The sequence below is a fragment of the Achromobacter sp. ACM02 genome (assembly GCF_014851605.1).
Lineage (GTDB): Bacteria > Pseudomonadota > Gammaproteobacteria > Burkholderiales > Burkholderiaceae_B > Achromobacter > Achromobacter aegrifaciens.
The window spans coordinates 774252-797077 of record NZ_JACUZY010000002.1; the positions used below are offsets into that span (position 1 = coordinate 774252).

18 protein-coding genes are annotated in these 22826 nt (G+C 68.3%); 5 read left to right on the forward strand and 13 right to left on the reverse strand.

The window, feature by feature from the left end; genetic code table 11:
• The first annotated feature begins 310 nt into the window (after positions 1–310).
• The gene (locus tag IB258_RS08360; protein ID WP_054456399.1) at positions 311–925 is read left to right on the forward strand and encodes an ATP-binding cassette domain-containing protein; all 615 of its coding nucleotides are present in this window, start codon (positions 311–313) and stop codon (positions 923–925) included.
• Positions 926–942: 17 nt separating this feature from the next.
• On the opposite strand, the gene IB258_RS08365 is transcribed toward IB258_RS08360, so the two are convergent.
• The 6 genes from IB258_RS08365 to IB258_RS08390 are packed head-to-tail and all read right to left on the reverse strand — an operon-like array spanning position 943 to position 9594.
• Positions 943–1926 (reverse strand): tripartite tricarboxylate transporter substrate binding protein, encoded by a 984-nt coding sequence (locus tag IB258_RS08365; RefSeq protein ID WP_054456400.1) that lies wholly within the window; start codon positions 1924–1926, stop codon positions 943–945.
• Positions 1927–1970: 44 nt separating this feature from the next.
• Positions 1971–3902: an acyl-CoA synthetase gene (locus tag IB258_RS08370; protein WP_192352427.1), complete on the reverse strand. Its 1932-nt coding sequence runs from the start codon at positions 3900–3902 to the stop codon at positions 1971–1973.
• A gap of 15 nt (positions 3903–3917) precedes the next feature.
• Positions 3918–5051 carry an acyl-CoA dehydrogenase family protein gene (locus IB258_RS08375; RefSeq protein ID WP_192352428.1) on the reverse strand — a complete coding sequence of 378 codons (1134 nt, stop codon included), beginning with the start codon at positions 5049–5051 and terminating at the stop codon, positions 3918–3920.
• Between the two features lie 9 nt (positions 5052–5060).
• Positions 5061–6257, reverse strand: a complete 1197-nt coding sequence (locus IB258_RS08380) for an acyl-CoA dehydrogenase family protein (RefSeq protein WP_125472177.1) — start codon at positions 6255–6257, stop codon at positions 5061–5063.
• A gap of 9 nt (positions 6258–6266) precedes the next feature.
• Positions 6267–7448: an acetyl-CoA C-acyltransferase gene (locus IB258_RS08385; protein WP_192352429.1), complete on the reverse strand. Its 1182-nt coding sequence runs from the start codon at positions 7446–7448 to the stop codon at positions 6267–6269.
• 25 nt (positions 7449–7473) lie between these two features.
• Entirely contained in the window at positions 7474–9594 is a 2121-nt protein-coding gene (locus IB258_RS08390) for a 3-hydroxyacyl-CoA dehydrogenase NAD-binding domain-containing protein (protein ID WP_192352430.1), read from the reverse strand.
• A 199-nt stretch (positions 9595–9793) separates the two neighbouring features.
• On the opposite strand from IB258_RS08390, the gene IB258_RS08395 reads away from it, so the two are divergent.
• From IB258_RS08395 to sodC, 4 genes are all read left to right on the forward strand, one after another.
• Complete coding sequence (locus IB258_RS08395; RefSeq protein WP_054456406.1) at positions 9794–10723, forward strand: LysR family transcriptional regulator; 930 nt, start codon at positions 9794–9796, stop codon at positions 10721–10723.
• 138 nt (positions 10724–10861) lie between these two features.
• Entirely contained in the window at positions 10862–12250 is a 1389-nt protein-coding gene (locus IB258_RS08400) for a GntP family permease (protein ID WP_054456407.1), read from the forward strand.
• A 52-nt stretch (positions 12251–12302) separates the two neighbouring features.
• Positions 12303–13622 carry a DUF445 domain-containing protein gene (locus IB258_RS08405; protein ID WP_082401160.1) on the forward strand — a complete coding sequence of 440 codons (1320 nt, stop codon included), beginning with the start codon at positions 12303–12305 and terminating at the stop codon, positions 13620–13622.
• 516 nt (positions 13623–14138) lie between these two features.
• A complete protein-coding gene (sodC, locus tag IB258_RS08410) occupies positions 14139–14663 on the forward strand; it encodes a superoxide dismutase family protein (protein WP_054456408.1) in 525 nt (174 codons plus the stop codon).
• 12 nt (positions 14664–14675) lie between these two features.
• Here the strand turns inward: sodC and IB258_RS08415 are convergent, their stop codons facing one another.
• The 7 genes from IB258_RS08415 to IB258_RS08445 all read right to left on the reverse strand — a co-directional run bounded on the left by IB258_RS08415 (position 14676) and on the right by IB258_RS08445 (position 22817).
• Entirely contained in the window at positions 14676–15299 is a 624-nt protein-coding gene (locus IB258_RS08415; protein WP_192352431.1) for a glutathione S-transferase family protein, read from the reverse strand.
• A gap of 94 nt (positions 15300–15393) precedes the next feature.
• Positions 15394–16614, reverse strand: a complete 1221-nt coding sequence (locus IB258_RS08420) for an MFS transporter (RefSeq protein WP_192352432.1) — start codon at positions 16612–16614, stop codon at positions 15394–15396.
• A 108-nt stretch (positions 16615–16722) separates the two neighbouring features.
• Entirely contained in the window at positions 16723–17514 is a 792-nt protein-coding gene (gene map, locus IB258_RS08425; protein WP_054456411.1) for a type I methionyl aminopeptidase, read from the reverse strand.
• Positions 17515–17760 carry a ParD-like family protein gene (locus IB258_RS08430; RefSeq protein WP_054456412.1) on the reverse strand — a complete coding sequence of 82 codons (246 nt, stop codon included), beginning with the start codon at positions 17758–17760 and terminating at the stop codon, positions 17515–17517.
• An 80-nt stretch (positions 17761–17840) separates the two neighbouring features.
• Positions 17841–18491, reverse strand: coding sequence for a DUF2894 domain-containing protein (locus IB258_RS08435; protein ID WP_192352433.1), 651 nt, complete (start codon positions 18489–18491; stop codon positions 17841–17843).
• Positions 18481–19131: an OmpA family protein gene (locus IB258_RS08440; protein WP_054456414.1), complete on the reverse strand. Its 651-nt coding sequence runs from the start codon at positions 19129–19131 to the stop codon at positions 18481–18483. The genes IB258_RS08435 and IB258_RS08440 overlap by 11 nt, the downstream gene beginning before the upstream one ends.
• Positions 19128–22817, reverse strand: a complete 3690-nt coding sequence (locus tag IB258_RS08445; RefSeq protein WP_192352434.1) for a DUF802 domain-containing protein — start codon at positions 22815–22817, stop codon at positions 19128–19130. Before IB258_RS08445 ends, IB258_RS08440 begins: the two co-directional genes overlap by 4 nt.
• Between the last annotated feature and the right edge of the window lie 9 nt (positions 22818–22826).

The following is a 22826-nucleotide window of genomic DNA, read 5'->3' on the forward strand; positions in this document are numbered from 1 at the left end:
GATCTCTTCTATGCCGACGCCGATGCCGGGTCGGCAGAATTGGATGTTGTATTGATTTAAATGAAACTAAATGCGTCTTGGTGGTAGGTCGCTCATCGAGCCGATAGCATGAACGGGCGAGGCAACCGCTACAAAAGTCGAAATTTTCTGCTGAAAATTAACATTTATTTACGCCAAGTAATGTACGGCAAAAATGCGGATCACCACATCGTCAATGCGGAAAAATCTGAATTCGGTTCATATTTGCTGCATTGAAGCCACGCTGAGGCGCCGCTGGTCGAGCGCTGCATTCCTGCGTACACTCCCGGCCATGCTACGAATCGACAATCTCGGCAAGCGCTACGGCGACCATCTCGTCTTCCAGGGGCTGACCCATACGTTCACGCCCGGATGCGTGGCGTTGTGCGAAGAAGACAGCACCGGCAAGTCCACGCTGCTGGGCATCATTGCGGGCGTGATCGCGCCGGATGCGGGAGAGGTCTGGATCGACGGACATGCGCTGAGCCAGGCGCCGGCGCAAGCCCGGTCCCGCCTGGCCTATGTGCCCGACAATTGCATGGCGTTGCCCGCACAGACGGGGCGCGGATTGTTGGAACAGGTGGCGGCAGAGAAGAATGTGCCGCTGGCCGACAGCGTGCTGGACCTGGCGTTCCGGCTGGGGCTGGAGCCGCATCTGGACAAGCGCTTCGAGCAGATGTCCACGGGCACGCGGCGCAAGGTCTACCTGACGGCCGCCGCCCTGGGCGACCCGGCCGTCATCATTGCGGATGGGGCCAGCAACGGCCTGGATGCGCAGGCGCGCGGCGTGCTGGCAGAACAGTTCAAGATCTGGGCGCAGGATCGGGTGGTGCTGTTCGCCAGCCACGATCCTGAACTGGTAGAAGCCTGCGGCGCCAGATCAATCGAGGTTGCGGCGCTGCGCTGAAGGCGGCGCCGCCATTATTACTTCGCCATCAAGCCCAGGTACTCGATCAAGCCTTTTTCCTTGACGTAGGTGGCCTGCGCCCATTCCTTGTAGTCCTGGCTGTTGCGGTAGGCGGGCTCCTGGTTCAGCTGCTTCATGACGTCCATGCTGGCGGGGTCGAACAGCGCCTTCTTGAAGGCGTCGTGCAGCGTCTTCACCACCGCGGGATCCATGCCCTTGGGGCCGGCCAGGCCATAGGGCGAGGTGGACACGACCTTGTAGCCCAGTTCCTGGGCGGTGGGCACGTCGGGCCAGCGCGTGGTGCGCTTTTCGCCGAAGGTGACCAGCAGGCGCATCTTGCCGGAATCCACGAACTGGTCCCAGCCGGTGGCGTCGCTTTGCGCCATGACGTGACCGCCCAGCAGGGCCTGTTGCATGTCGGCGTTGCCCTTGAACGGCACGTGGTTCAGTTTCACCTTGGCGTTGATGGCGACTTCCTCGATCAGCAGGTGCGGCGATGAGCCGATGCCGGTGGAGCCATAGTCGATGGTGCCGGGCGCCTTGCGCGCCGCCTCGATGTATTCGTTGAAGGTCTTGTACGGCGAGTCGGAGCGGACGGTGAAGCCGAAGGTGTAGCCGGACAGGCCCAGGATGAAGGTGAAATCGTTGATGGGGTCCCAGCTGCTTTTCTGCATGTACGGCATGCGCAGCATGGCCAGGGTGTACAGCGTGATGGTGTAGCCATCGGGCTTGGCGGTCTTGGCCATGGTCGCCGGGCCCAGGGTGCCGCCGGCGCCGGGCCGGTTTTCGACGATGACGGGCTGGCCCAGGTACTTGGAGGCATCCTGCGCCACGGTGCGCAGGTGGCGGTCGGTGGAGCCGCCGGCCGGGAAGGGCACGATCAGCGTGATGGGCTTGGACGGATAGGCGCCTTGCGCGCCGGCGGCGAAGGGCAATGCAATGCCGGCCATCGAGAGCAGCGCGGCGCCGAGGCAGGCGCGCCGCAGGGGCTTATGGGTCATGGGTTTGTCTCCTGGGGTGTTGTTGTGTGTGGGAGGGGGGCTGCTCAGTCGCGCAGGGCGACCTTGACCGGTAAGCGGGCCAGCGCGTCGCGCAGGCTGGCCCTTAGCGCTTCGGACGCGCGGGCGTCGGCCTGGACTGCGACCTCGGGTTGAGCGTCGGCCTGTACACGGAACAGCGCGCCGTCGTCGATCAGGCCGGCTTCCTGCAAGGTGCGCGCCACCACGGCCTGGGCCGATACGGCGGTGGCCAGGCGGCGCAGATCGGGCTTGTAGATCTTGCCCACGTTGGTCATGGGCATGCTGTCCAGCACGATGACGCGCTTGGGCCGCGCCGGGCTTTCGTCCACGTGCTCGGCGGCATAGGCCAGCAGTTCGGCTTCCGGGACCTGGGCGCCTTCGGCCAGCGTGACAAAGGCGATGGGCAGTTCGCCGGCATAGGCGTCGGGGGCGCCGACGGCGGCGCAGAGCTGCACCGACGGGTGCGAGGCGAGCGCGTCCTCGATGGTCTTGGGATCGATGTTGTGGCCGCTGCGGATGATCAGGTCCTTGGCGCGGCCCTGCAGATGCAGCCGGCCGTCCGGGTCCAGGTAGCCGACGTCGCCGCTGATGAGCCAGCCGTCCTCGGTGAAAGCGCGCGCCGTGTCTTCGGAATCAAGAAAGCCGGGGATGACGTTGGGCGCCTTGAACAGCACCATGCCGGGCTTGCCGGCGGGCAGGTCGCGCGCGGGCGCGCCGGCCGGCACGTCCAGGCCGACGATGCGCACCTGCACGTAGGGCAGCGGAAAGCCGACGCAGCCGACCGGAAACTCGCAGCCTGGCGGCGAGATGGTGGAGATGCCCGCCATCTCCGTCATGCCCAGGCTTTCGTTGACGTGCAGTCCGAACAGCCGTTTGAAGCGAGCGGCCAGCTCGGCGGGCAGGGGCGCGGCGCCGGTGCGGCAATAGCGCAACGACGAGATGTCGGCGCCGGCCAGCGGCACTTCGGCCAACGCGGCGAGGATGGTCGGCACGCCTTGCAGCGAGGTGGCGCGGTGGTGTTCGACCAGGCGCCAGTAGTTGCGCAGCACGTCGCGGTTGCGCAGCAGCAGGGTGGTGGGGATGACGGTTTCCACGCCCGCCGACAGGGCGGCTAGCGATGCCGGCAACACGCCCGCCACATGGAACAGCGGATAGCCGTTGATGACCACGTCGTCCGGTCCGGCGTTCTGCAATTGCACCGCGGCCCAGGCGCTGAAGACCTGGTTGGCGTGGGTGTGGATGGCGAGCTTGGGCGCGCCGGTGGTACCGCCGGTATGGAAATAGGCGGCCACGTCGCCGGCGTGGATTTCCCGGTTGCTGACCAGGCGGTCGACCGGCTGCACGGCGCGCGCGGCGTTGAAGTCCAGCGCATGATCCGGCAGCGCCGGGCGGGCCGAGGGCGGCTCGTCCAACGGGGCCACGCGCAGCAGCGTGTGCAACGTGGGCACGCGTTCGCGCAGGCGCAGCGCCTTGGACCAGGAGCCGCATTCCACGTCGGACCCGTAGGCGATCAGTACCTTGGCGCGCGCCGTGGTCATGAGGGAGGCGAGCTTGTCCTCGGCCAGCAGGGGATTCAAGGGCTGGACGATGCCGGCGGCCTCGCCGCCCCAGAGCGCCAGGTGGTACTCCAGGCAGCCGGGCAGCAGGATGCCGACGGCGTCGCCCGGGCCCACGCCCAGTTCATGCAGCAGGTTGGCGGTCTGGTGGATGCCGGCCAACAGTTCGCGGTAGCTCCAGCGCACCGGCGTGTCGCCGGGATCGGCGCTGCGCAGAAAGGTCAGCGCGGTCTTGTCGCCGAAAGCCGCGGCCGAGTTGCGGAAGATCTCGTAAGTGCTCTGCACCGTGAGCGTCTCGGTCAGCGGCCGGGCTTGCAGCCGCTGCACGTCCGCCGCGCTGCGCACGGGGAATGGGGCCGCAAAAGGCGGCGAGAGGGGCGGGGCGGCATGGACCTGGGTCATGGCGTGGTCCTCCGCTCAGGCCTGCCCCAGCGCGATGTAGCGCCGCAGGTGATGGTCTTCGTCGCCCAGTTGGTGGTCGATCATGATCAGGCGCTTGGCATAGTGCGCCAGGGGCAGCTCCCAGGTCATGCCGATGCCGCCGTGCAGCTGGATGCTCTCTTCAGCCACCAGGGTGCCGATGCGGCCGATGGTGTACTTGGCGGCGGACAGCGCGCGCTCGCGGGTGGCGCGGTCCGGGTGGTCCAGCGCGGCCGCGGCGTTGATTACGGACGAACGCGCCTGTTCGATCTCCAGCAGCACGTCGGCCATGCGGTGTTGCAGCGCCTGGAAGCTGCCGATGGGAGCGCCGAACTGGCGGCGCGTGCGCAGGTATTCCAGAGTGGCGTCGCGAGCGCAGTCCATGGCGCCGACGGCTTCGGCGCACAGCGCCAGGATGCCGCGCCCGGCGGCGCGTTCCAGCAGCGGGTAGCCTGCGCCGGCCTCGCCCAGCAAGGCTTCTGGCGCAAGCTGCACGCCGTCGAGCACCAATTCGGCCGCGCGGCCGCCATCGATCAGGCCATAGCCGCGCAGCGTCAGGCCGGGCGTGCCGGCGCTGACCAGGAACAGGCTGATGCCGGCCTCGTCTTCCGGCCCGCCCGCGCTGCGGGCCGGGATCAGGAACAGGTCGGCGTGCTCGCCCGCCGCGACCACGGCCTTGGCGCCGTTGAGCACCCAGCCGTCTGCAGTGCGTTCGGCGCGGGTCTCGACGCGCGCCAGTTCATAGCCGGAGCCGGGTTCGGCGTGGGCCAGCGAGGCCGTGATGCTGCCCGCGATCAGGCCTTCAAGGGCCTCGCGCTGGGCCGGCGTGCCGGCTTCGGCGATGGCGCTGCCGACCATGAGCGCGTCCAGCAGCGGTTCGACGGCCAGGCCGCGGCCCAGCGCTTCGAACACGACGGAAATGTCGAAGCCGGTTCCGCCCAGTCCGCCGTCTGCTTCGGCAAACAGGGCGCCGATGGCGCCGAGTTCGGCATAGCGCTGCCACAGCTCCAGGCTGTAGCCCCGCTCCGAGCGGGCATTGCGGTCGCGCGTGGCGAAGTCGCTCTGTTCGGCGACAAAGCGGCGCAGCATGTCGGAGAGCATGCGCCGGTCTTCGGTGTGTTCAAAATTCATGGCCGGCCCTTACAGTCCGAGGATCATCTTGGAGATGATGTTCTTCTGGATTTCATTGGAGCCGCCGAAGATCGACAGCTTGCGGTTGTTGAAGTACTGCGCGGCGGCGCTCTCGGCGCCGTGGGGGCCGATGGGCGGTGCGTCATAGCCGTCGTGCAGCGCTTCGGGCACGAAGGGGCGGGCATAGGGACCCATGGCGCGGCGGTTCAGCGCGCTGATCTCCTGGCGGATCTGGGTGCCGCGGATCTTCAGCATGGAGCTTTCGGCGCCGGGCGCGCCGCCGCCGGCCACCGCCGCGACCACGCGCAGGTTGGTGGTGCGCATGTTGGCCAGCTCGATCTCGACGCGCGCCAGCCGCGCGGCGAAGTCCGGGTCTTCCGATAGCGGACGTCCGTGCTTGCGTAGGCTTGCGGCCGTCGTCTTCAGGCGTTCCAGCGCCGCCGTCGATTGCCCGACTCCGGCGATGTTGGTGCGTTCGTAGGTCAGCAGGTACTTGGCGCAGGTCCAGCCGCGGTTCTCCTCGCCCACCAGGTTGGCCGCAGGCACCCGCACGTCGGAGAAGAACACCTCATTGACTTCGTGTTCGCCGTCCAGCGTGATGATGGGGCGCACTTCCACGCCGGGGCTCGCCATGTCGATCAGCAGGAAGCTGATGCCTTCCTGGCGTCGGCCTTCCTGTGACGTGCGCACCAGGCAGAAGATCATGTTGGCGTACTGGCCCAGCGTGGTCCAGGTCTTCTGGCCGTTGACGAGGTAGCTGTCGCCGTCGCGCACGGCGGTGGTCTTGACCGAGGCCAGGTCCGAGCCCGCGCCGGGTTCGGAATAGCCCTGGCACCACCAGTCGGAACCGTCCAGGATGCGCGGCAGCCAGTGGCGCCGCTGCGCCTCGCTGCCGTATTTGATCAGCACCGGGCCCAGCATGCTCAGGCCAAAGGGCACGATGCGCGGCGCGCCGGCCAGCGCGCATTCGTTTTCGAAGATGTACTTCTGCACGGCGCTCCAGCCGGTGCCGCCGTATTCCATCGGCCAATGGCTGGCGAGCCAGCCTTGCTGGTTGAGGATGGCGTGCCACTCGACCATGTCGGCGCGCGTCAGCAGCTTGCCCTGCGCGACCTTGGCGGACAGGCGCTCGGGCAGGTGGCTGGCGAGAAAGGCCCGCACTTCGTCGCGGAAGGCGTTTTCTTCGGGGGTGAATTCCAGGTCCATGGGGGATCCTCAGTAGATTTCAAACAGGCCGGCCGCGCCCATGCCGCCGCCCACGCACATGGTGACGACGGCATAGCGGGCGCCGCGGCGGCGGCCTTCGATCAGCACGTGGCCGGCCAGACGGGCGCCGGTGACGCCGAAGGGGTGGCCCAGGGCGATGGCGCCGCCGTCCACGTTCAGGCGGTCCATCGGAATGCCCAGCTTTTGCTGGCAATACAGGGCTTGCGAGGCGAAGGCCTCGTTCAGTTCCCAGAGGTCGATGTCCTGCACCTTGAGGCCGTGGCGCGCAAGCAGCTTGGGCACGGCGTAGACGGGGCCTATGCCCATCTCGTCGGGTTCGCAGCCGGCGATCGCCAGGCCGCGGAACGCGCCCAGCGGCGTGATGCCGGCGCGCTGGGCTTCAGCGGCTTCCATCAGCACGCAGGCGGCGGCGCCGTCCGACAACTGCGAGGCATTGCCTGCCGTGACGAACTGGCCGGCGCCGCGCACAGGGGCCAGCGAGGCCAGGGCGTCGTAGGTGGTGCCGGGGCGGTTGCAGGTGTCGCGGTCCACGGTCACTTCGCGCTCGCTGACGGCGCCGGTGGCGCGGTCGGTGACGGACATGGTCGTGGTGACCGGAACGATCTCTTCCAGATACCGTCCAGCGGCCTGCGCGGCCTCGGTACGCGCCTGGCTTTGCGCGGCGAAATGGTCCTGGGCTTCACGGCTGATGCCGTAGCGGGCCGCGACGATGTCGGCGGTTTCGATCATGGGCAGGTAGAGCTCGGGCTTGTTTGCCACGATCCACGGATCCATGCCGCTCACGCCGTCGTCGCGGGTGCGGATCTGCGACACGAGTTCCACGCCGCCCGCGATCATCGCGGGGGCGCCGTCCATGACGATGCGGCTGGCGGCCGAGGCGATGGCCTGCAGGCCGGAGGCGCAATAGCGGTTGACGGTGGCGCCGCCCACGCTGACCGGCAGGCCGGCGCGGATCACGGCCTGGCGGCCCATGTTGCGACCCGTGGCGCCTTCTGGATAGCCGCAACCGATGAACGCGTCTTCGATCAGGGCCGGGTCCATGCCGGCCCGGTCGACGGCGGCGCGCACGGCGTGCGCGGCCAGCGTGGGGCCGGCGATGAGGTTGAATTCGCCGCGCCCCGCCTTGGTGATGGGGGTGCGGGCGGTGGAGACGATGACGGCTTCGCGCATGGCGTGTTCCTGTGTGGATTCCGGGTCAGGCAGCCTGGTTCAGGCTGGCGAATGGGCGGCCGGATTCGGCCAGTTGCACCAGCAGCGGCGAGGGCTTCCAGAAGGCGGGGTCTTCCTGCGCATAGCCGCGGATATCGGCCAGCACGCGGTCCAGTCCCACGCTGTCGGCGTAGTGCATGGGGCCGCCGCGATAACGCGGAAAGCCGTAGCCCGACAGGAACACCACGTCAATGTCGGACGGGCGCTGCGCGATGCCTTGGTGCAGCACGTTGGCCGCTTCGTTGATCATGGCGGCCAGGTAGCGGCGCTGGATGTCTTCTTGCGTGTAGGCGCGCGGCGTGACGCCCGCGCGCGCGCGTTCGGCATCGATGGTGGCGAGGACTTCGGGGTCTGGTTCGCCTTGGCGCGCGCCGTCGGGGTACAGGTAGAAGCCGCGGCCCGTCTTCTGGCCGAACCAGCCCCGTTCGCACAGCCGGTCGGGAATCTGCACGTAGCGCAGTGCTGGGTCGCGGGTGGGCGCGCGGCGCTTGCGTGTGGCCCAGCCGATGTCGCCGCCGGCCAGGTCCGCCATCTGGTAGGGACCCATGGGATAACCGAAGTCGCGCACGGCGGCGTCGATCTCGTAGGGCGACGCGCCGTCTTCCATCATCATGTCCGCCGCCTGGCGGTGCACGGCCAGGATGCGGTTGCCGATGAAGCCATCGCACACGCCCGCGCGCACCGGGATCTTGCGCAGTCGCCGCGCCAGTTCGAAGCCGGTGGCCACGGTGTCGGGCGCGGTGTGCTCGCCCACCACGACTTCCAGCAGCTTCATGATGTTGGCCGGCGAAAAGAAGTGCAGGCCCAGTACGTCGGCGGGCCCGCGCGTGGCGGCGGCGATGAGGTTGACGTCCAGGTACGAGGTATTGGTGGCCAGCACCGCGCCGGGCTTGGCGACGCGGTCCAACTGCGCGAACACGGCTTGCTTGACCGCCATGTCTTCGAACACGGCTTCGATGATGAGATCGGCGTCGTCCAGCGCCTCGTAGCGGGTCGAGCCGGTGTAGCGCGCCATGCGGGCGTCGCGCTCGTCGGCGCTGATCCGGCCTTTCTTGACCAGCAGCTCGTAGACCTGCGCGACGCGGCCACGCCCGCGTTCCAGCGCGGCATCGTCCTGCTCGACCATGGTCACGGGAAAGCCGGCGTCCAGCGCCGAGACGGCGATGCCCGCGCCCATGGTGCCGCCGCCGACGATGCCGATACGCTCCAGGCGCCGCGGCCGGGCCGGTTGCTGGCCCGGCATCTTGGCCGTGTCGCGTTCAGCGAAGAAGGCATGCACCAGGCCCGCCCGCTGCGGGCTGTCCAGGCATTGCAGGAACAGCGCGCGTTCGGTGCGCAGGCCATCCTCGAAGGGCTGCTCGATGGCGGCGCGCACGGCTTCGACGATCTTGCCGGGCGAGTACAGCCCACGGGTGGTCCGCGCCACGCGTTCGGCCGCTGCCTCGACCTGGGCCAGCGCGGCGGTCCGGTCGGCGAGCGCGTCGGCGTCGCGGGTGCGGCGCGGACCCGCGCCGATCGCCAGCAATTGCCGGGTGTAGGCCAGGCCCGCGTCCAGCGGATCGGTCTCGCTGGAGAGCGCGTCCACCAATCCGGCTTCCAGGGCGGCGCCGGCAGAGAGGTGCTTGCCGGTCAGCATCAAATCCAGCGCGGCCTGCGCGCCCATGAGGCGCGGCGCGCGCTGGGTGCCGCCGGCGCCGGGCAGCAGGCCCAGGTTCACTTCGGGCAGGCCCAGCTTGGCGCCCGCGAGCGCGACGCGGTAGTGCGCCGCCAGCGCCACTTCCAATCCGCCGCCCAGCGCCGCGCCGTGCAGCGCGGCAATCACCAGCTTGGCGCTGGCTTCGATCTGGTTGCAGACGTCGGGCAGGATGGGCGGCTGCGGCGGCTTGCCGAATTCGCGGATGTCGGCGCCCGCGATGAAGTTCTTGCCCGCGCCCATCAGCAGGATGGCGCGGACCTGCGGATCGGCCTGGGCGTCGCGCACGGCCGCGGCCAGATCGCCGCGCACGGCGGCGCTCAGGGCATTGACGGGGGGATGGTCGATGGTGACGACGAGAATGTCGTCATAGCGGCGCGCGTTGGCCGCGCCGGTGCTTGCGCTGTCTGTCATGGACAGTGTCTCCGATGAGGCCTGCCGCCGGAGCGCCGCTGGGGGCGAGGGCTAGGGCCGGGCGGACCAGGAACGGCCCGTCTTTTATGGCCTCATTCTTTCGCAGTAAAGAAGTCTTGACAATGGCATCGATAATTGACATTGAAGTCAAAAAAATTTGACAATGTGGAGGTGACTTGCTGCGGCGTGGAGGCCCGGAATGGACACCAAATCCCTGACGTTGCTGGTGGAAATCCTGGACGCGGGCAACCTCAGCGAGGCCGCGCGCCGCCTGAAGATGACGCGCGCTAACGTCAGCTACCACTTGAATCAGCTGGAACGCTCGGTAGGCATGCAGCTGGTGCGGCGCACAACGAGGCATGTGGAGCCGACAGAAATCGGACTGAAGCTGTATCACCACGGCCGCAGCATCCAGGACGAACTCGCCGCGGCGCGTGAATCCGTCGAGACCCTGGGCAAGACGCCGCAGGGCAAGGTCAGGCTGAGCGTACCCAGCGGCTACGGGCAGTTCGTGATGACGCCCTGGCTGCTGGAATTCAAGCGGACCTATCCGGATATCGTGCTGGACGTGTTGTTCGAGAACAGCGTGGATGACCTGCTGCGCGACGAGGTCGATATCGCGGTGCGCATCATGTCCGAGCCGCCGCAGAACCTGGTGGCGCGCGAGCTGGGCCAGGTCCGCTACGTGGCCTGCGCCTCGCGGGACTATGCCGCCGCCCGGGGCCTGCCGCAGCATCCGGAAGAGCTGTCGCGCACGCCCATCATCAGCGCGGCGGTCATCGGCCGGCCCTTGCGGCTTTCGGCCTACTACGGCGGCCAGCCGCGGCAGCACGTGGTGCTGGAGCCGACGGTGATTTCGCGCAACTACGCGTTCCTGCGCGACGCGACGCTGGCGGGGCTGGGCGTGGGCGTGGTGCCGGACTACGTGGTGCACGACGACATTGCGCGCGGCGAACTGGTGGCCGCGTTGCCGCAATGGCGGCTCAGCATCTTCGGGCGCGGCATGTACATGCTGTACATGCCCAATCGCCACCACCCGCGGGCGATCTCGATGATCATCGAATTCATCCTGGAGCGTGCCCAGGCCGCGCACGAAGGCAGGCCGGGATTGCTGGAGGCGGCAGGCTAGCGGGGCCAGCCCGCTGAGGCGCGTGCAGGCCCTGGACGCGCGCCTTTCCTGACTGGCCGTTCAGCTTGGCGGGCATAAAATCCGTGTTCCTATCGGCAAGCGGCCGCAGGGCCGCGCCCATTTTTTCCAGGCCCGTCCATGTCCTCTTCCGACGTCCAATTGCTTCTTACCGCGCTGGCTAGCGTGCTGGTGCTGGTTGCGCTGATCGTTTCGCGCATCCGCATGCATCCGCTGCTGGCGCTATTGATCGTCTCCATCGGCGTGGGGTTCGCCACCGGCATGGAGCCCGTGGCCATCGTCAAGAACCTGAGCAATGGCGCCGGCAAGACGCTGGGCGCGGTGGGCGTGGTGATCGCGCTGGGGGCGATGCTGGGCAAGATCCTGGCCGACTCGGGCACGACCGAACGCCTGGCCAATGCCATCCTCAGCCATACTTCGCCGCGCATGATTCCGTGGGCCATGACCCTGGTGGCCTTCGTCATCGGCATACCGATGTTCTTCGAGGTCGGCCTGGTGGTGATGCTGCCGCTGATCTTCAGCGTGGCGCGCAAGCTGGAAAGCCAGCAGCGATTCAAGGGCTCGGCCTACGTGTACGTGGGCGTGCCGGTGATCTCGGCGTTGGCGGCAATGCACGGCATGGTGCCGCCGCATCCGGGGCCGCTGACCGCCATCGCCACGCTCAAGACCACGGTGGGGCCGACCATGATCTACGGCTTCATCGCGGCGCTGCCGGCCATGGTCTTCGGCGGCCCCTTGTATGGCGCTTTCATTTCGCCGCGCATGACGACGCGTCCGGACGAGGCGCTGTTGGAACAGTTCACCACCACCCGCCAGGAGGCTGCCGGCCGCAATGCGCCCAGCGTAGGCCTGGGGGTGCTGGCGGCCTTGCTGCCCGCCTTGCTGATGCTGGTGCACGCGGGCGCGGAGATGCTGCTGCCCAAGGACTCGCGCGCCATGCACGTGGCGGCGTTCCTGGGCGACCCGATGGTCGCGATGCTGCTGGGCGTGCTGTTCGCCGCCTTCACCCTGGTGCTGATGCGCGGCGGCGACGCGGAAAAGCTGCGCGACGCCATGGGCAAGAGCCTCAAGCCCATCGCCGGCATCATGCTCATCATCGCGGGCGGCGGCGCGTTCCAGCAGGTGCTGACCAGCGCCAAGGTGGGCGATGCCATCGTGCAGCTGACCCATCAGTTTTCCTTGCCGCCGCTGGTGCTGGGCTGGCTGATCGCCATGCTGCTGTCGGTGTCCACCGGATCGGCCACGGTCGGTATCGTGGGCGCGGCGGGCTTGCTGGCGCCGCTGGCGGGCGCCGATCCCAGCCTGAACCTGCCGCTCCTGGCGCTGGCCATCGGCTGCGGCTCGCTGTTCTTCAACTACGCCAATCACGCAGGCTTCTGGATGGTGAAGGAGTCCTTCGGCATGACCATGGGCGAAGCGACCAAGACGATTTCGGTGGTGCAGTCCATCGTGTCGGTGGTCGGGCTCATCATGGTGCTGCTGTTCAACATGCTGCCGCCGCTGGGCTGACGCCGCTGCGGGCCGTAATTGTTATGCTGGGTCTGTCGTTTCCGGAGACCCCATGACAGAGATGCCCCGTTCCGCCGCCACGCATTCCGCGCTGGCTTCCGAAGCGCGCCGCACGCAGTTGCGGCGCATGAAGATCGCCGCGCTGGCGCTGTTGGTGGCGATGGTCTGCGGTTTCATCACCAGTCACGTCATGGGCGGGCAGGGCGCCTGGGCCTGGGTGCGGGCGTTCTGCGAGGCGGCCACGGTGGGCGCTCTGGCCGACTGGTTCGCGGTGGTGGCGCTGTTCCGCCGGCCGATGGGGCTGCCGATTCCGCATACGGCCATCATTCCCAGCAACAAGGACCGCATCGGGGACAACCTGGCGGTGTTCGTGCGCGACCATTTCCTGGATCCGGACACGCTGATGGAGAAGCTGCGGGTGTTCGATCCCGCGGCGCGCCTGGCGCGCTGGCTGGGGCGCCCGCGGCAGGCGCGGGCCTTGAGCGAGGGGGCGCGCAATGTGGCCTTGCAGACGCTGGACCTGCTGGACGACCGGGCGGTGCGCGGGGTGATCCAGGAGTTCGTGGTGAAGAACCTGCGGCGCTGGGACGCGGCGGATACGGCAGGCGAGGTGCTGGGCCTGTTGACGCGTGACGGGCGGCATCAGGAGCTGCTGGACGCGGCGCTGGAGCGGCTGGGCGGCTATCTGGGCGACGAGGACGTGAAGGCGCGGGCCTCGAGCCTGCTGGTGAAGTTCGCGAAGAAGGAATGGCCGCGCATCATTGCGGCGGTGGACGTGGTGAAGTCGGTGGACGGAATTGCCGACAATCTGGCGGACCGGCTGGCGCGGGCGCTGGTGGAGGAACTGCGGGACGTGCTGTCCGAGCCTGGGCATCCGGTGCGGCGGGATTATGAAGCCTGGGTGCAGGATTACATCCGGCGGCTGAAGGATGATCCGGCCTTGTCGGCGCAGGTGGAGGCGCTGAAGCAGCGGGCGATCGATCATCCGAAGGTGCAGGAGTACGTGCAGGGGCTGTGGGACGATATCCATGCGGCGCTGAGGCGCGATCTGTCATCGGAGGATTCGGCGCTGGCGCGGCATCTGGAGAGCGCATTGCTGGCCTTGGGGCGCAAGCTGGGGGAGGATCCGGGGTTGCGGGAGGCGATCAACAATCACGTGCTGGGCGGGGCGCGGAGGTTGACGGGGCGCTTGCGTAGCGGGGTCACGGAGCACATTTCCCGCACGGTGAAGAATTGGGATGAACGGCATCTGGTGGATGAGCTGGAACTTAGCGTGGGGAAGGATCTGCAGTACATCCGGTTCAATGGCACCTTGGTGGGCGGGTTGATAGGGGTGGCGCTGCATGCTGTGGTGTTGCTGGTTCGAGGGTGATGCGGTTGCCCGGGATTTGACTGCCGTTTTCTGCGCTTCGTAGGCCGCCCGTCGGCGCGGGCGCCTGGGTGGCGAGCGCCCACGATTGCGGTCCGGAGCCTTCGCTCCGGACTGCCCCGTCGTCATCTTCGTCCAGGCCTGCGGCCTTCCCTTCAGATTCCCTCGGGCGCATCGAGGTTGCTCGCCACCCAGGCGCCCGCGCCGACGGGCTACGTGCGTACAGATTTGATGCGCCGCTAGAGCCGGGTTCGGTTTCGAGTCTTGCGATGCCCGTCAATTGCGGCCGTCCGGACGGCCGCAATTGACGTACGTTGGGTGTGTCGTCGGGGTTTTGCGCGCTCGCGCGAATGTGGCGGGATGGCTCTTTTTTGCAAGATCTGCGTTTGTATCAGGAACGAAGATTGCTGGCAGACGCCCTGACCCAAATGCTATTGTTTTTTCCGGCATGGCCGGCACGGGCCGTCCATGCACCACCGGGCGTCCGCGGGCTGCGGGCGCGTATCTTGGAGGCACCCCATGAAGAAAATCTCGATGCTGGTCGCGGCGCTTGCGTTCGCAGGCGCGTCTGGCGCGGCGCTGGCGGAAGACGTGTCGATGTCGTTCCTGAGCGTGGACGGCGTGGGCAAGAGCGCTGGCACGATCACGCTCAAGGACACCAAAGGCGGGCTGCAGCTTACGCCGCATCTGAAGGGCCTGCCGCCCGGCGAGCACGGCTTCCATGTGCATGAGAAGGGTTCGTGCGAGCCTGGCATGGTGAACAACCAGATGGCGGCTGGCGGCGCGGCGGGCGGGCATTTCGATCCCAAGGGCACCAAGGCGCACAAGGGGCCGATGGCGACTGACGGGCATCAGGGCGATCTGCCGTTCATCGTGGTCGCTGCCGACGGCACGGCGACGAAGGCGGTGGTGGCGCCGCATCTGAAGCTGGCCGATGTGAAGGGCCGCGCGGTGATGGTGCACGTGGGCGGCGACAACTACAGCGATACGCCGGCGCCGCTGGGCGGCGGGGGCGGCCGGCTGGTTTGCGGGGTGGTGAAGTAGCCGCTTGGGCGGTCAGGCCGTGCCGTTGCGGCCGTACAGACGGTAGCCTGCGCGTTCGGCGAGGCGGTCGTAGTACGCGGCGACGGCCGGCAATCGCGGCTTGTCGAAGGGCGTGCTGAACCAGCGGTTCACCGACAGGCCGACCGGTATGTCGGCCAGCGAGAACGCGGGGCCGGCGACGTAGCCGCCGGCCTGTTCCAGGCGCCGGTCCAGTATTGCCATGAAGCTCGCCCATTCGCGGCAGGACGCTTCGATCGCGGCGCGGTCGCGGTGGGCGGGAGATTCGCGCACCAGGGCCATGAAGGCGTAGCTCCAGGAACGATTCAGGTCGGTGGCCTGCCAGTCCATCCATTGGTCGACGCGGGCGCGCAGCCTGGGTTCGGCGGGGTACAGGTCCAGCCCGCCGTATTGCGCGGCCAGGTAGCGGATGATGCTGTTGGACTCCCACAGCACGAAGTCGCCGTCCTGGATGACGGGCACCATCGCGTTCGGGTTCAGCGCCAGGAAGGCGGGCTCGCTGGTGGGTTGGAACCCGGAGCCCCAATCTTCTCGCTCGAAAGGCAGCTCCAGTTCGGCGCAGGCCCAGAGCACCTTGCGCACGTTGATGGATGAGGCTTTACCCAGGATCTTCAGCATCTTGCCGCCGCCGTGTTGACTGACCGGGGCAGTCTAGCGGGCGGCGGCGGGCGCGCACAGATACAGATTGCCGGTTTTGCGTGCGCAACAGCGTTCAATAGGCGCCGGCTTCGGGCTGGGTGCGCAGGCGCAGCACCGGCGAGGTATACAGCACCACGAATTGCACGGCAAAGCCGGCGGTCGATACCCACAGGCAGGCTTCGACGCCGGCGCGGGCGGCAAGCGCGGCGCCGATCAGCGCGCCAACCGGGCGGGCGCCGAAGGTGGCGGTCAGGATGACGGCGGACACGCGGCCCAGCAGGGCGTTGGGGGTGATTGCCTGGCGCAGCGTGGTGGTGGTGATGGTCCAGAGGATGGGACCCGCACCGAACAGGAAGAAGCCCGCTGCCGCCCACGCGCCGGACGGAAACGCCAGCGTGGAGAGCAGGATGGCGCTTGCGATCAGCGCGGCCAGAGGGCCGGCGGCGATCATGCCGCCGAAGCTCAGCCGCTGTGCGAGCCAGGGCGCGAGCAAGGCGCCGGCCACCATGCCGCCGCCATACACGCCCAGCGTCAGGCCGACGGCCGTGGCCGACAGGCCCAGCCGTTCGATGGCGTAGGCCACGTAGATGGCCTGCAGCACGAACCAGGCGGTATTGAAGAATACGGCGGTCACCAGCACCGGGCGCAGCAGCGGATGCGTGAGGACGAACGCCGCGCCCTCGCGCAGTTCCTCCAGCACGCGGCGGCGCGGCGCTGGGCCGGGAGTGTCGTGGGGCAGGCCGGCCAGCAGCAGGGCCGCCAGCATCGACAGCACGGTGGCCAGCACATACGCCGAGGGCGCGCCCATCCAGCCGACCAGCGCGCCGCCGGCGGCTGGCCCTGCGGAAAAAGCGGTACTGCGGGCCAGTTCCAGCCAGCGGTTGGCGCTGGCAAGTCCGGCGGGCGGGACCAGCCGCGGCACCAGCGCCGGCGCGGCCACGTTGTAGGCGACCGTGCCCACCGCGCCCAGGAAGCCCAGCGCGGCCAGCCAGCCCAGATTAAGTCCGCCCGTGGCCAGCAGCGCCAGCAGGCCCAGCAGGCTGGCGGCGCGCACGCATTCGGCGGCGGTCATCAGGGCGCGCCGTGACATCCGGTCGGCCAGCACGCCGGCGGGCAGGGACAGCAGCAGGAAGGGCAGGGTCTGGGCCGTCTGCAGATAGCCCGTCTCGGCAGCGCTGGCGCCCAGCGCCAGCACCGCGACCAGCGGGGCGGCCGCAAGCGCCATCTGTTCGGAGAATTGGGCGGCCAGGTTGGAGGCGGCCAGGCGGCGGAACGCTGAGGGCAGGGCGGGCATGGGGCGCGGACGGCGGAAACGACAAGGGCACGATCATGATCGTGCCCTTGTCCTCCGGCACTCCGTTCCTTGCCATGGGCAAGGCGCGCGCGCCGCTTCGCCTCTTTCTCAGGGGATGGGCGGATAGTCGCCGAAGCCGTCCGGCCAAGGCGTCAGCACTTCATAGCCGGTCTCGGTCACGACCACCATGTGCTCCCATTGCGCTGACAGCGAGCGGTCCTTGGTGACCACGGTCCAGCCGTCGGGCAGTTGCTTGGTCTGGGGCTTGCCGGCGTTGATCATGGGTTCGATGGTGAACATCATGCCGGGCTGCAGCACCATGCCTTCGCCGGGGCGGCCGTAGTGCAGCACTTGCGGATCGTCGTGATAGATCTGGCCGATGCCGTGGCCGCAGTATTCCCGCACGATGCTGAAGTGCTCGCGGTGCGCCACGGTCTGAATGGCGTGGCCGATATCGCCCAGCGTCGCGCCGGGCTTGACGGCCATGATGCCGGCGCGCATGGCTTCGTAGGTGGTGTTGACCAGGCGCCGCGCCAGCGGGCTGGGCTGGCCCACGTAGTACATGCGGCTGGTGTCCCCGAACCAGCCGTCCTTGATCACGGCCACGTCGATGTTGAGGATGTCGCCGTTCTTCAACACCTTGGCCGACGGGATGCCATGGCAGATCACGTGGTTGGCCGAGGCGCAGATGGTCTTGGGAAAGCCGTGGTAGCCGACGTTGGCGGGTATCGCCTTCTGGACGTTGACGATGTAGTCGTGGCAGATGCGGTCCAGCTCATCGGTGGTGACGCCGGGGCGGACGTGCTCGGCAATCATGTGCAGCACTTCCGCCGCCATGGCGCCGGCCTTGCGGGCCATTTCGATGTCGGCGGCGGACTTGATGGAAACCTTCTTCGCCATTTACGCGGCCTCCTGCTGGGCTGGCTGTGGCAAGCCTTGGGACAAGGATGCGATGGCGAAGCCCTCGGCCTGTTCGATGCGGATCAGCAATTGGCAGATGTCGGCGTGGCGCAGTTCGGGGTAGAGCTCGGACAGCATGCCGATGCGCATCCAGTGTTCGGCCTGGGAATTGATGGAGCGGCTGAGCGCGCCGCTGGCGACGCGGAGGTTCTCATGCATCTGCTCGGAGATCTTGACGATGCCCATGGAGTGAATGATCCATATATGGTTTGTATATGGATCGTATCTTACCGCCGATGGGCGGCAGGGCGCAAATCGGGAGGGGGCTAGCGGCCCTTGCCGCGCGCCGTCTTCTTGGCGCCGGCGCGAGGCGCGGCCTCCTTGGGCGGGGGCGCGATGGCGGCGTGCACCTGCTCCATCCACATCAGCGCGTCGGTGTACGACAGGAACTGCTGCAGATAGCCGGGCGACACTTCGCGCATCAGCGACAGCGCGCGGTGCACCAGCTGATTGGAGTTGAGCGGGCCGGCGTTCTTGTGCACCTGCTCCTGCGACTGCCGCACCTGGCGGTCGGCGCTGACCCGCGACCAGACGCCGCGGAAGTACTCCAGCGTTTGCAGTTCAGGATAGGTGGCGCGCAGGTCGGCGGCGCCGCGCGCGTCGGTGCCGGGATCGGCGATATAAGCCGTCAGCGCCGCCAGCGGTCCGGGTTCCGGGATGGCGGAAGCCGGCGCGGGGGCATATTCGGCCGCATCCACGGGCGCGCCTTCCAGCTCGGCCTCGTAGGCCTGGGTCAACGCCGCCAGCTTGGCGTCCAGCAGTCTGCGGGCTTCGCCGCCCTGTGCGGCTGCGCGCCGTTGCAGCGCGTCCATGAACTGGAAGCGGACCGGGGCCACACGGTCGGCGCCAGCCTCGCGCCAGGCGTCCAGCATGGCCCGGGCGTCGATGATTTCGCCGCGGGTGCCGTCACTGGCCATGCGAGGTCCCGGCGTCGCTGGAGGGCTTGGGGATGGGCGCGATTTCGACCCGGCGGTTCTTGGACCGGCCGTCCTCATCCGCGTTGGAGGCCACCGGCTGTTCGGAACCGAAGGCCGCGGCGAATACGGCCGACGAAGGCACGCCCTCGTCGATCAGCGCGCGCGTCACCGTCAGGGCGCGCTGCGCCGACAGGTCCCAGTTGTCGGCGAAGCGCCGGTTGCCTTCGCGCACCTGCTGGTCGTCGGTGTAGCCGCTGACCATCAGGATCTCGTTGTGCGACTTCAGATAGGCAGACAGGGGTTCGATCAGGCTTTTCAGGACTTCACGGCCCTCGGGCTGCAGTTGGTCCGAGTTCAGGGCGAACAGGACGCTGCCGCTGATGCCGATGCGGCCGTCGATCAGGGTCACGCGGCCGGCGGCCAGCGGACCCGCCAGCGCCTGCTCCAGCGTTTCGCGGCGCTGGGTTTCGACCTGGCGCTGCTTGACCTCTTCCTCCAGCTGGGTGGACAGCTGCAACTGCACGGCAACGACGCTCACCAGGATCAGGACGAAGGCGCCCAGCAGCACCGACATCAGGTCGCCGAAGACAGCCCAGGCCGGGACTGTGGGCTCTACGCCGCCGTCGATGTCCTCGCTCATGCCGCTTCCGCTCCGGCCGTCGCGCGCTGAATAGCGAGCTGCTGCAGGTTCTCGATGATCTGCTTCTGCGACACCATGCTCAGGTCCACCACTTCACGGGCCTGCGCCACGTAGTAGGCGAGCTGCTCGTCGCCGCGCGCGATGGACTTGTCCAGCGCCGCTTCGATGCGTTGCAGGTGCGCCACCAGCTTGTCGTTGGATTCGCCGAAGAGCTGCACCGCAGTACCGAAGGACTCGCCCAGGCTGGCCACTTCGACCGCGCCGCTGGCGACCTGCGCGGCCACCTCGGCCAGCTTGCCGGTTTCGGCCTGCGCCTGTTCGGTGAACTGCGTGCCGACGCGGTCCAGCAGCTCCGCCGACGAAGATACCAGCGCGTCCACGGCCGTGCGTTGCTCGGCGGCGGTGTGGTTGACGGCGTCCAGCAGGGTGCCCAGGGTTTCCAGCAGGCGGTTGCGTTCTTCCAGCATGTCGTTGTCGCGCTCCATGCTGTCGGAGAGCTTCTGGCGCAGTTCGCCGATGACTTCGGCGGCGGCGCGCGGCGCTTCAGAGGCGGCCTGCACCAGGCGGCCGATCTCGGCGATGGTGTCGTTGGCGCTGGCCTGGGTCTGCGCGCTGATGTCCTGTGCCGTGATGGCCAGCGTGTCGCAGATCTGCTGCTGCTGGTTGGCGGTGTAGGAACTGGTCTGTTCCCATTCGGTGCGCAGCGAGTCGGCGATCGTGCCGAGCTTGCCGGTCCAGACTTCCAGGCGCGCTTCGTCCTCGGCGGCGAGCGCATTCTGCAGGTCCGTCTGCGATTGCTCCAGCGTTTGCAGCAGGGCGGCGGAGTGTTGTTCGAATGCCGCGGCGGCGGCTTCCAGCGCCTGCTGGTTGTCGCCGGCCAGCTTGGCGTTGGCTTGCTCCTGGCGTGCCTGCGCCTCGGTCCAGGCCTGGGTGACGCCGGTGGCCGCCGTTTCCAGGCGGGCCGACACGCTTTCCAGCAGACCAGTCTGAGCCTGGGTCTGGGCGGTAATGTCGCGCGCGGTCTGGGCCAGGGTGTCGTTGACTTCCAGCTGGCGCAGGGCGGCCTGGGTGCCGGCCTGTTCCCATTCCTGGCCGAGCTTGGCGGCCATGGCGGTGAGCGTGCCGGTCCAGGCGGCCAGGCGTTCCTGGTCGCGCGAGGCCAGCGCGGCCTGCAATTCGGCGTGCGACTGGTCCAGCGTTTGCAGCAGCGCGGCGGAATGCTGTTCGAAGGTGGCGGCGGCGGTCTCCAGCGCTTGCTGGGTGTCGCCGGCCAGCTTGGCGTTGGCTTGCTCCTGGCGCGCCTGCGCCTCGGTCCAGGCCTGGGTGACGCCAGTGGCCGCCGTTTCCAGGCGTGACGACACGCTTTCCAGCAGGCCGGCCTGAGCCTGGGTCTGGGCCGTGATGTCGCGCGCGGTCTGGGCCAGGGTGTCGTTGACTTCCAGCTGGCGCAGCGCGGCCTGGGTGCCGGCCTGTTCCCATTCCTGGCCGAGCTTGGCGGCCATGGCGGTCAGTGTGCCGGTCCAGGCGGCCAGGCGTTCCTGGTCGCGCGAGGCCAGCGCGGTTTGCAATTCGGCGTGCGACCGGTCCAGCGTTTGCAGCAGCGCGGCGGAATGCTGTTCGAAGGTGGCGGCGGCGGTTTCCAGCGCTTGCTGGTTGTCGCCAGCCAGCTTGGCGTTGACCTGTTCCTGGCGGGCTTGCGCCTCGGTCCAGGCCTGGGTGACGCTGCCTGCCGCCGTTTCCAGGCGGGCCGATACGGTTTCCAGCAGGCCGGCCTGGGCCTGCGTCTGGGCGGCGATGTCGCGCGCGGTCTGGGCCAGCGTATCGCTGGCGACCTGTTGGCGGGCCACGGTGTCGGCGCCAGCCTGCTGCCATTCCTGGCTCAGCGTAGCGGCCATGGCGGTGAGCGTGCCGGTCCAGGCGGCCAGGCGTTCCTGGTCGCGCGAGGCCAGCGCGGCCTGCAATTGCGTGTGTGACTGGTCCAGCGTCTGCAGCAGGGCCGCGGAATGCTGTTCGAACGTGGCGGCCGCGGCGGCCAGGGCCTCCCGGTTGTCGCCTGCCAGCTTTTCGCCCGCCTGTTCCTGGCGTGCCAGCGCGGTGGCCCATTGTTCCGAGACGCCGTTGGCGGCCGCTTCCATGCGGGCGGATACGCCTTCCAGCAGCCGGGCCTGGACTTCGGCCTGCGCGGTGATGTCGCGCACGGTCTGCGCCAGCGTGGCGCTGATGGCTTCCTGGCGTTCGGCGGCCTGCGCGCCGGACTGTTCCCATTCCTGGCGCAGCGTGGCGCCCATGGCGCCCAGGGTGTCGGTCCAGGCGGCCAGGCGCTGCTGGTCGCGCGAGGCCAGCTCGGACTGCAGCAAGGTGTGCGATTGGTTCAGCGTGCGCAAGAGCGAGGCCGAATGCTGCTCGAAGCTGGCTGCGGCCGCGGTCAGGGCCTGCAGATTGTCGCCCGCCAGTTTTTCGCTGGCCTGCTCCTGGCGCGACAGCGCCTGGGTCCAGACTTGCGACATGCTGCCCGACGATTCCTCCAGGCGCGAGGACACGCTGTCCAGCAGGGCGGCCGAGCGCTGTTCGAAGGTCTGGGCGAAGTGGTCGAGCGAGGCGCGCAGGTCCTGGGACAGGGCCTCGCTGGCGCGCTGCTGGCCGGCCAGGGCCTGGTTCCAGATGCCGGCGACATTGCTGGTGGTGGCCTGGAAGCCCGAGGTCAGTCCTTCCAGTTGGCGCTGCACGGCTTGCGTCACCGTGTCCTGCAGGGAAGCGGTTTCGCGCGACAGGCTGGCCATCGTCGCTTCCACCACGGGTTGCAGGGCGGCGCCGGCCGAGCGCGCGCTTTGCGACACGCTTTCCTTCATGGACTGTTCCATGACGGCGGCCAGGCGCGAATAGGCCGCCTCGGCCTTGCCCTGGAACGCGTCCTGGCTGGCCATGTGGCGGTCGCTCAGGGCCTGGTTCTGGCGGGCCATGTCGCTCATCATGGCTTGCAGCTTGTCCACCAGGGTAGGCATGGCTTCCGCCTGGCGCTGCATGACTTCAGCCTGGCGTTGCAGCAGCTTGAAGGATTCCTCGCGCTGATAGCCCTGCGAGTACACGCGCAGCGTGGTCGCGGCCTTGCTGTCCAGCAGTTGCGCGGCGCGCACGCGTTCGCGGCGGCACAGGGCTGCCAGCAGGCCCAGCATGGCGGAGCTGGCCACGCCGGCGATCGAGGTGCCGAAGGCAAAGCCCAGGCCCTTGACCGGCGCGGCGAGCGAGGCGCGGATGGCGGCCAGATCGGTGGCGCTTTCCAGCGCCAGGCCGGTGCCGCGCAGGGTCACGACCATGCCCAGGAAAGTGCCCAGCATGCCCAGCAGCACCAGCAGGCCGACCAGGTACGGCGTCAGCGCCGGTCCGGGCAGGCCCGCGCGCTCGCCTTCGATGCGCAGCCGCGCGGCGTTGCGCAGGCCCGGCGGCAACTGGTCCAGCCAGGATCCCAGATTGCCGGGCGCTTCGGACAGGCCCGAGAGCGCGCGCGTCAACGAGGATGTCGCCTGCTGGTAGCGCAGCAGTTCCAGCGCGCCGGCCAGGTAACAGACGGCTATCAGCAAGGTCACGGCCAGCGCCAGCGGGTTGGTGCCCGCATAGCCCACGCCGATCCAGCCCACGACGGCCAGACCCGCCAAGAAAACTACGAGATTAGTCAGATATTTGGACATAGTGTCCCG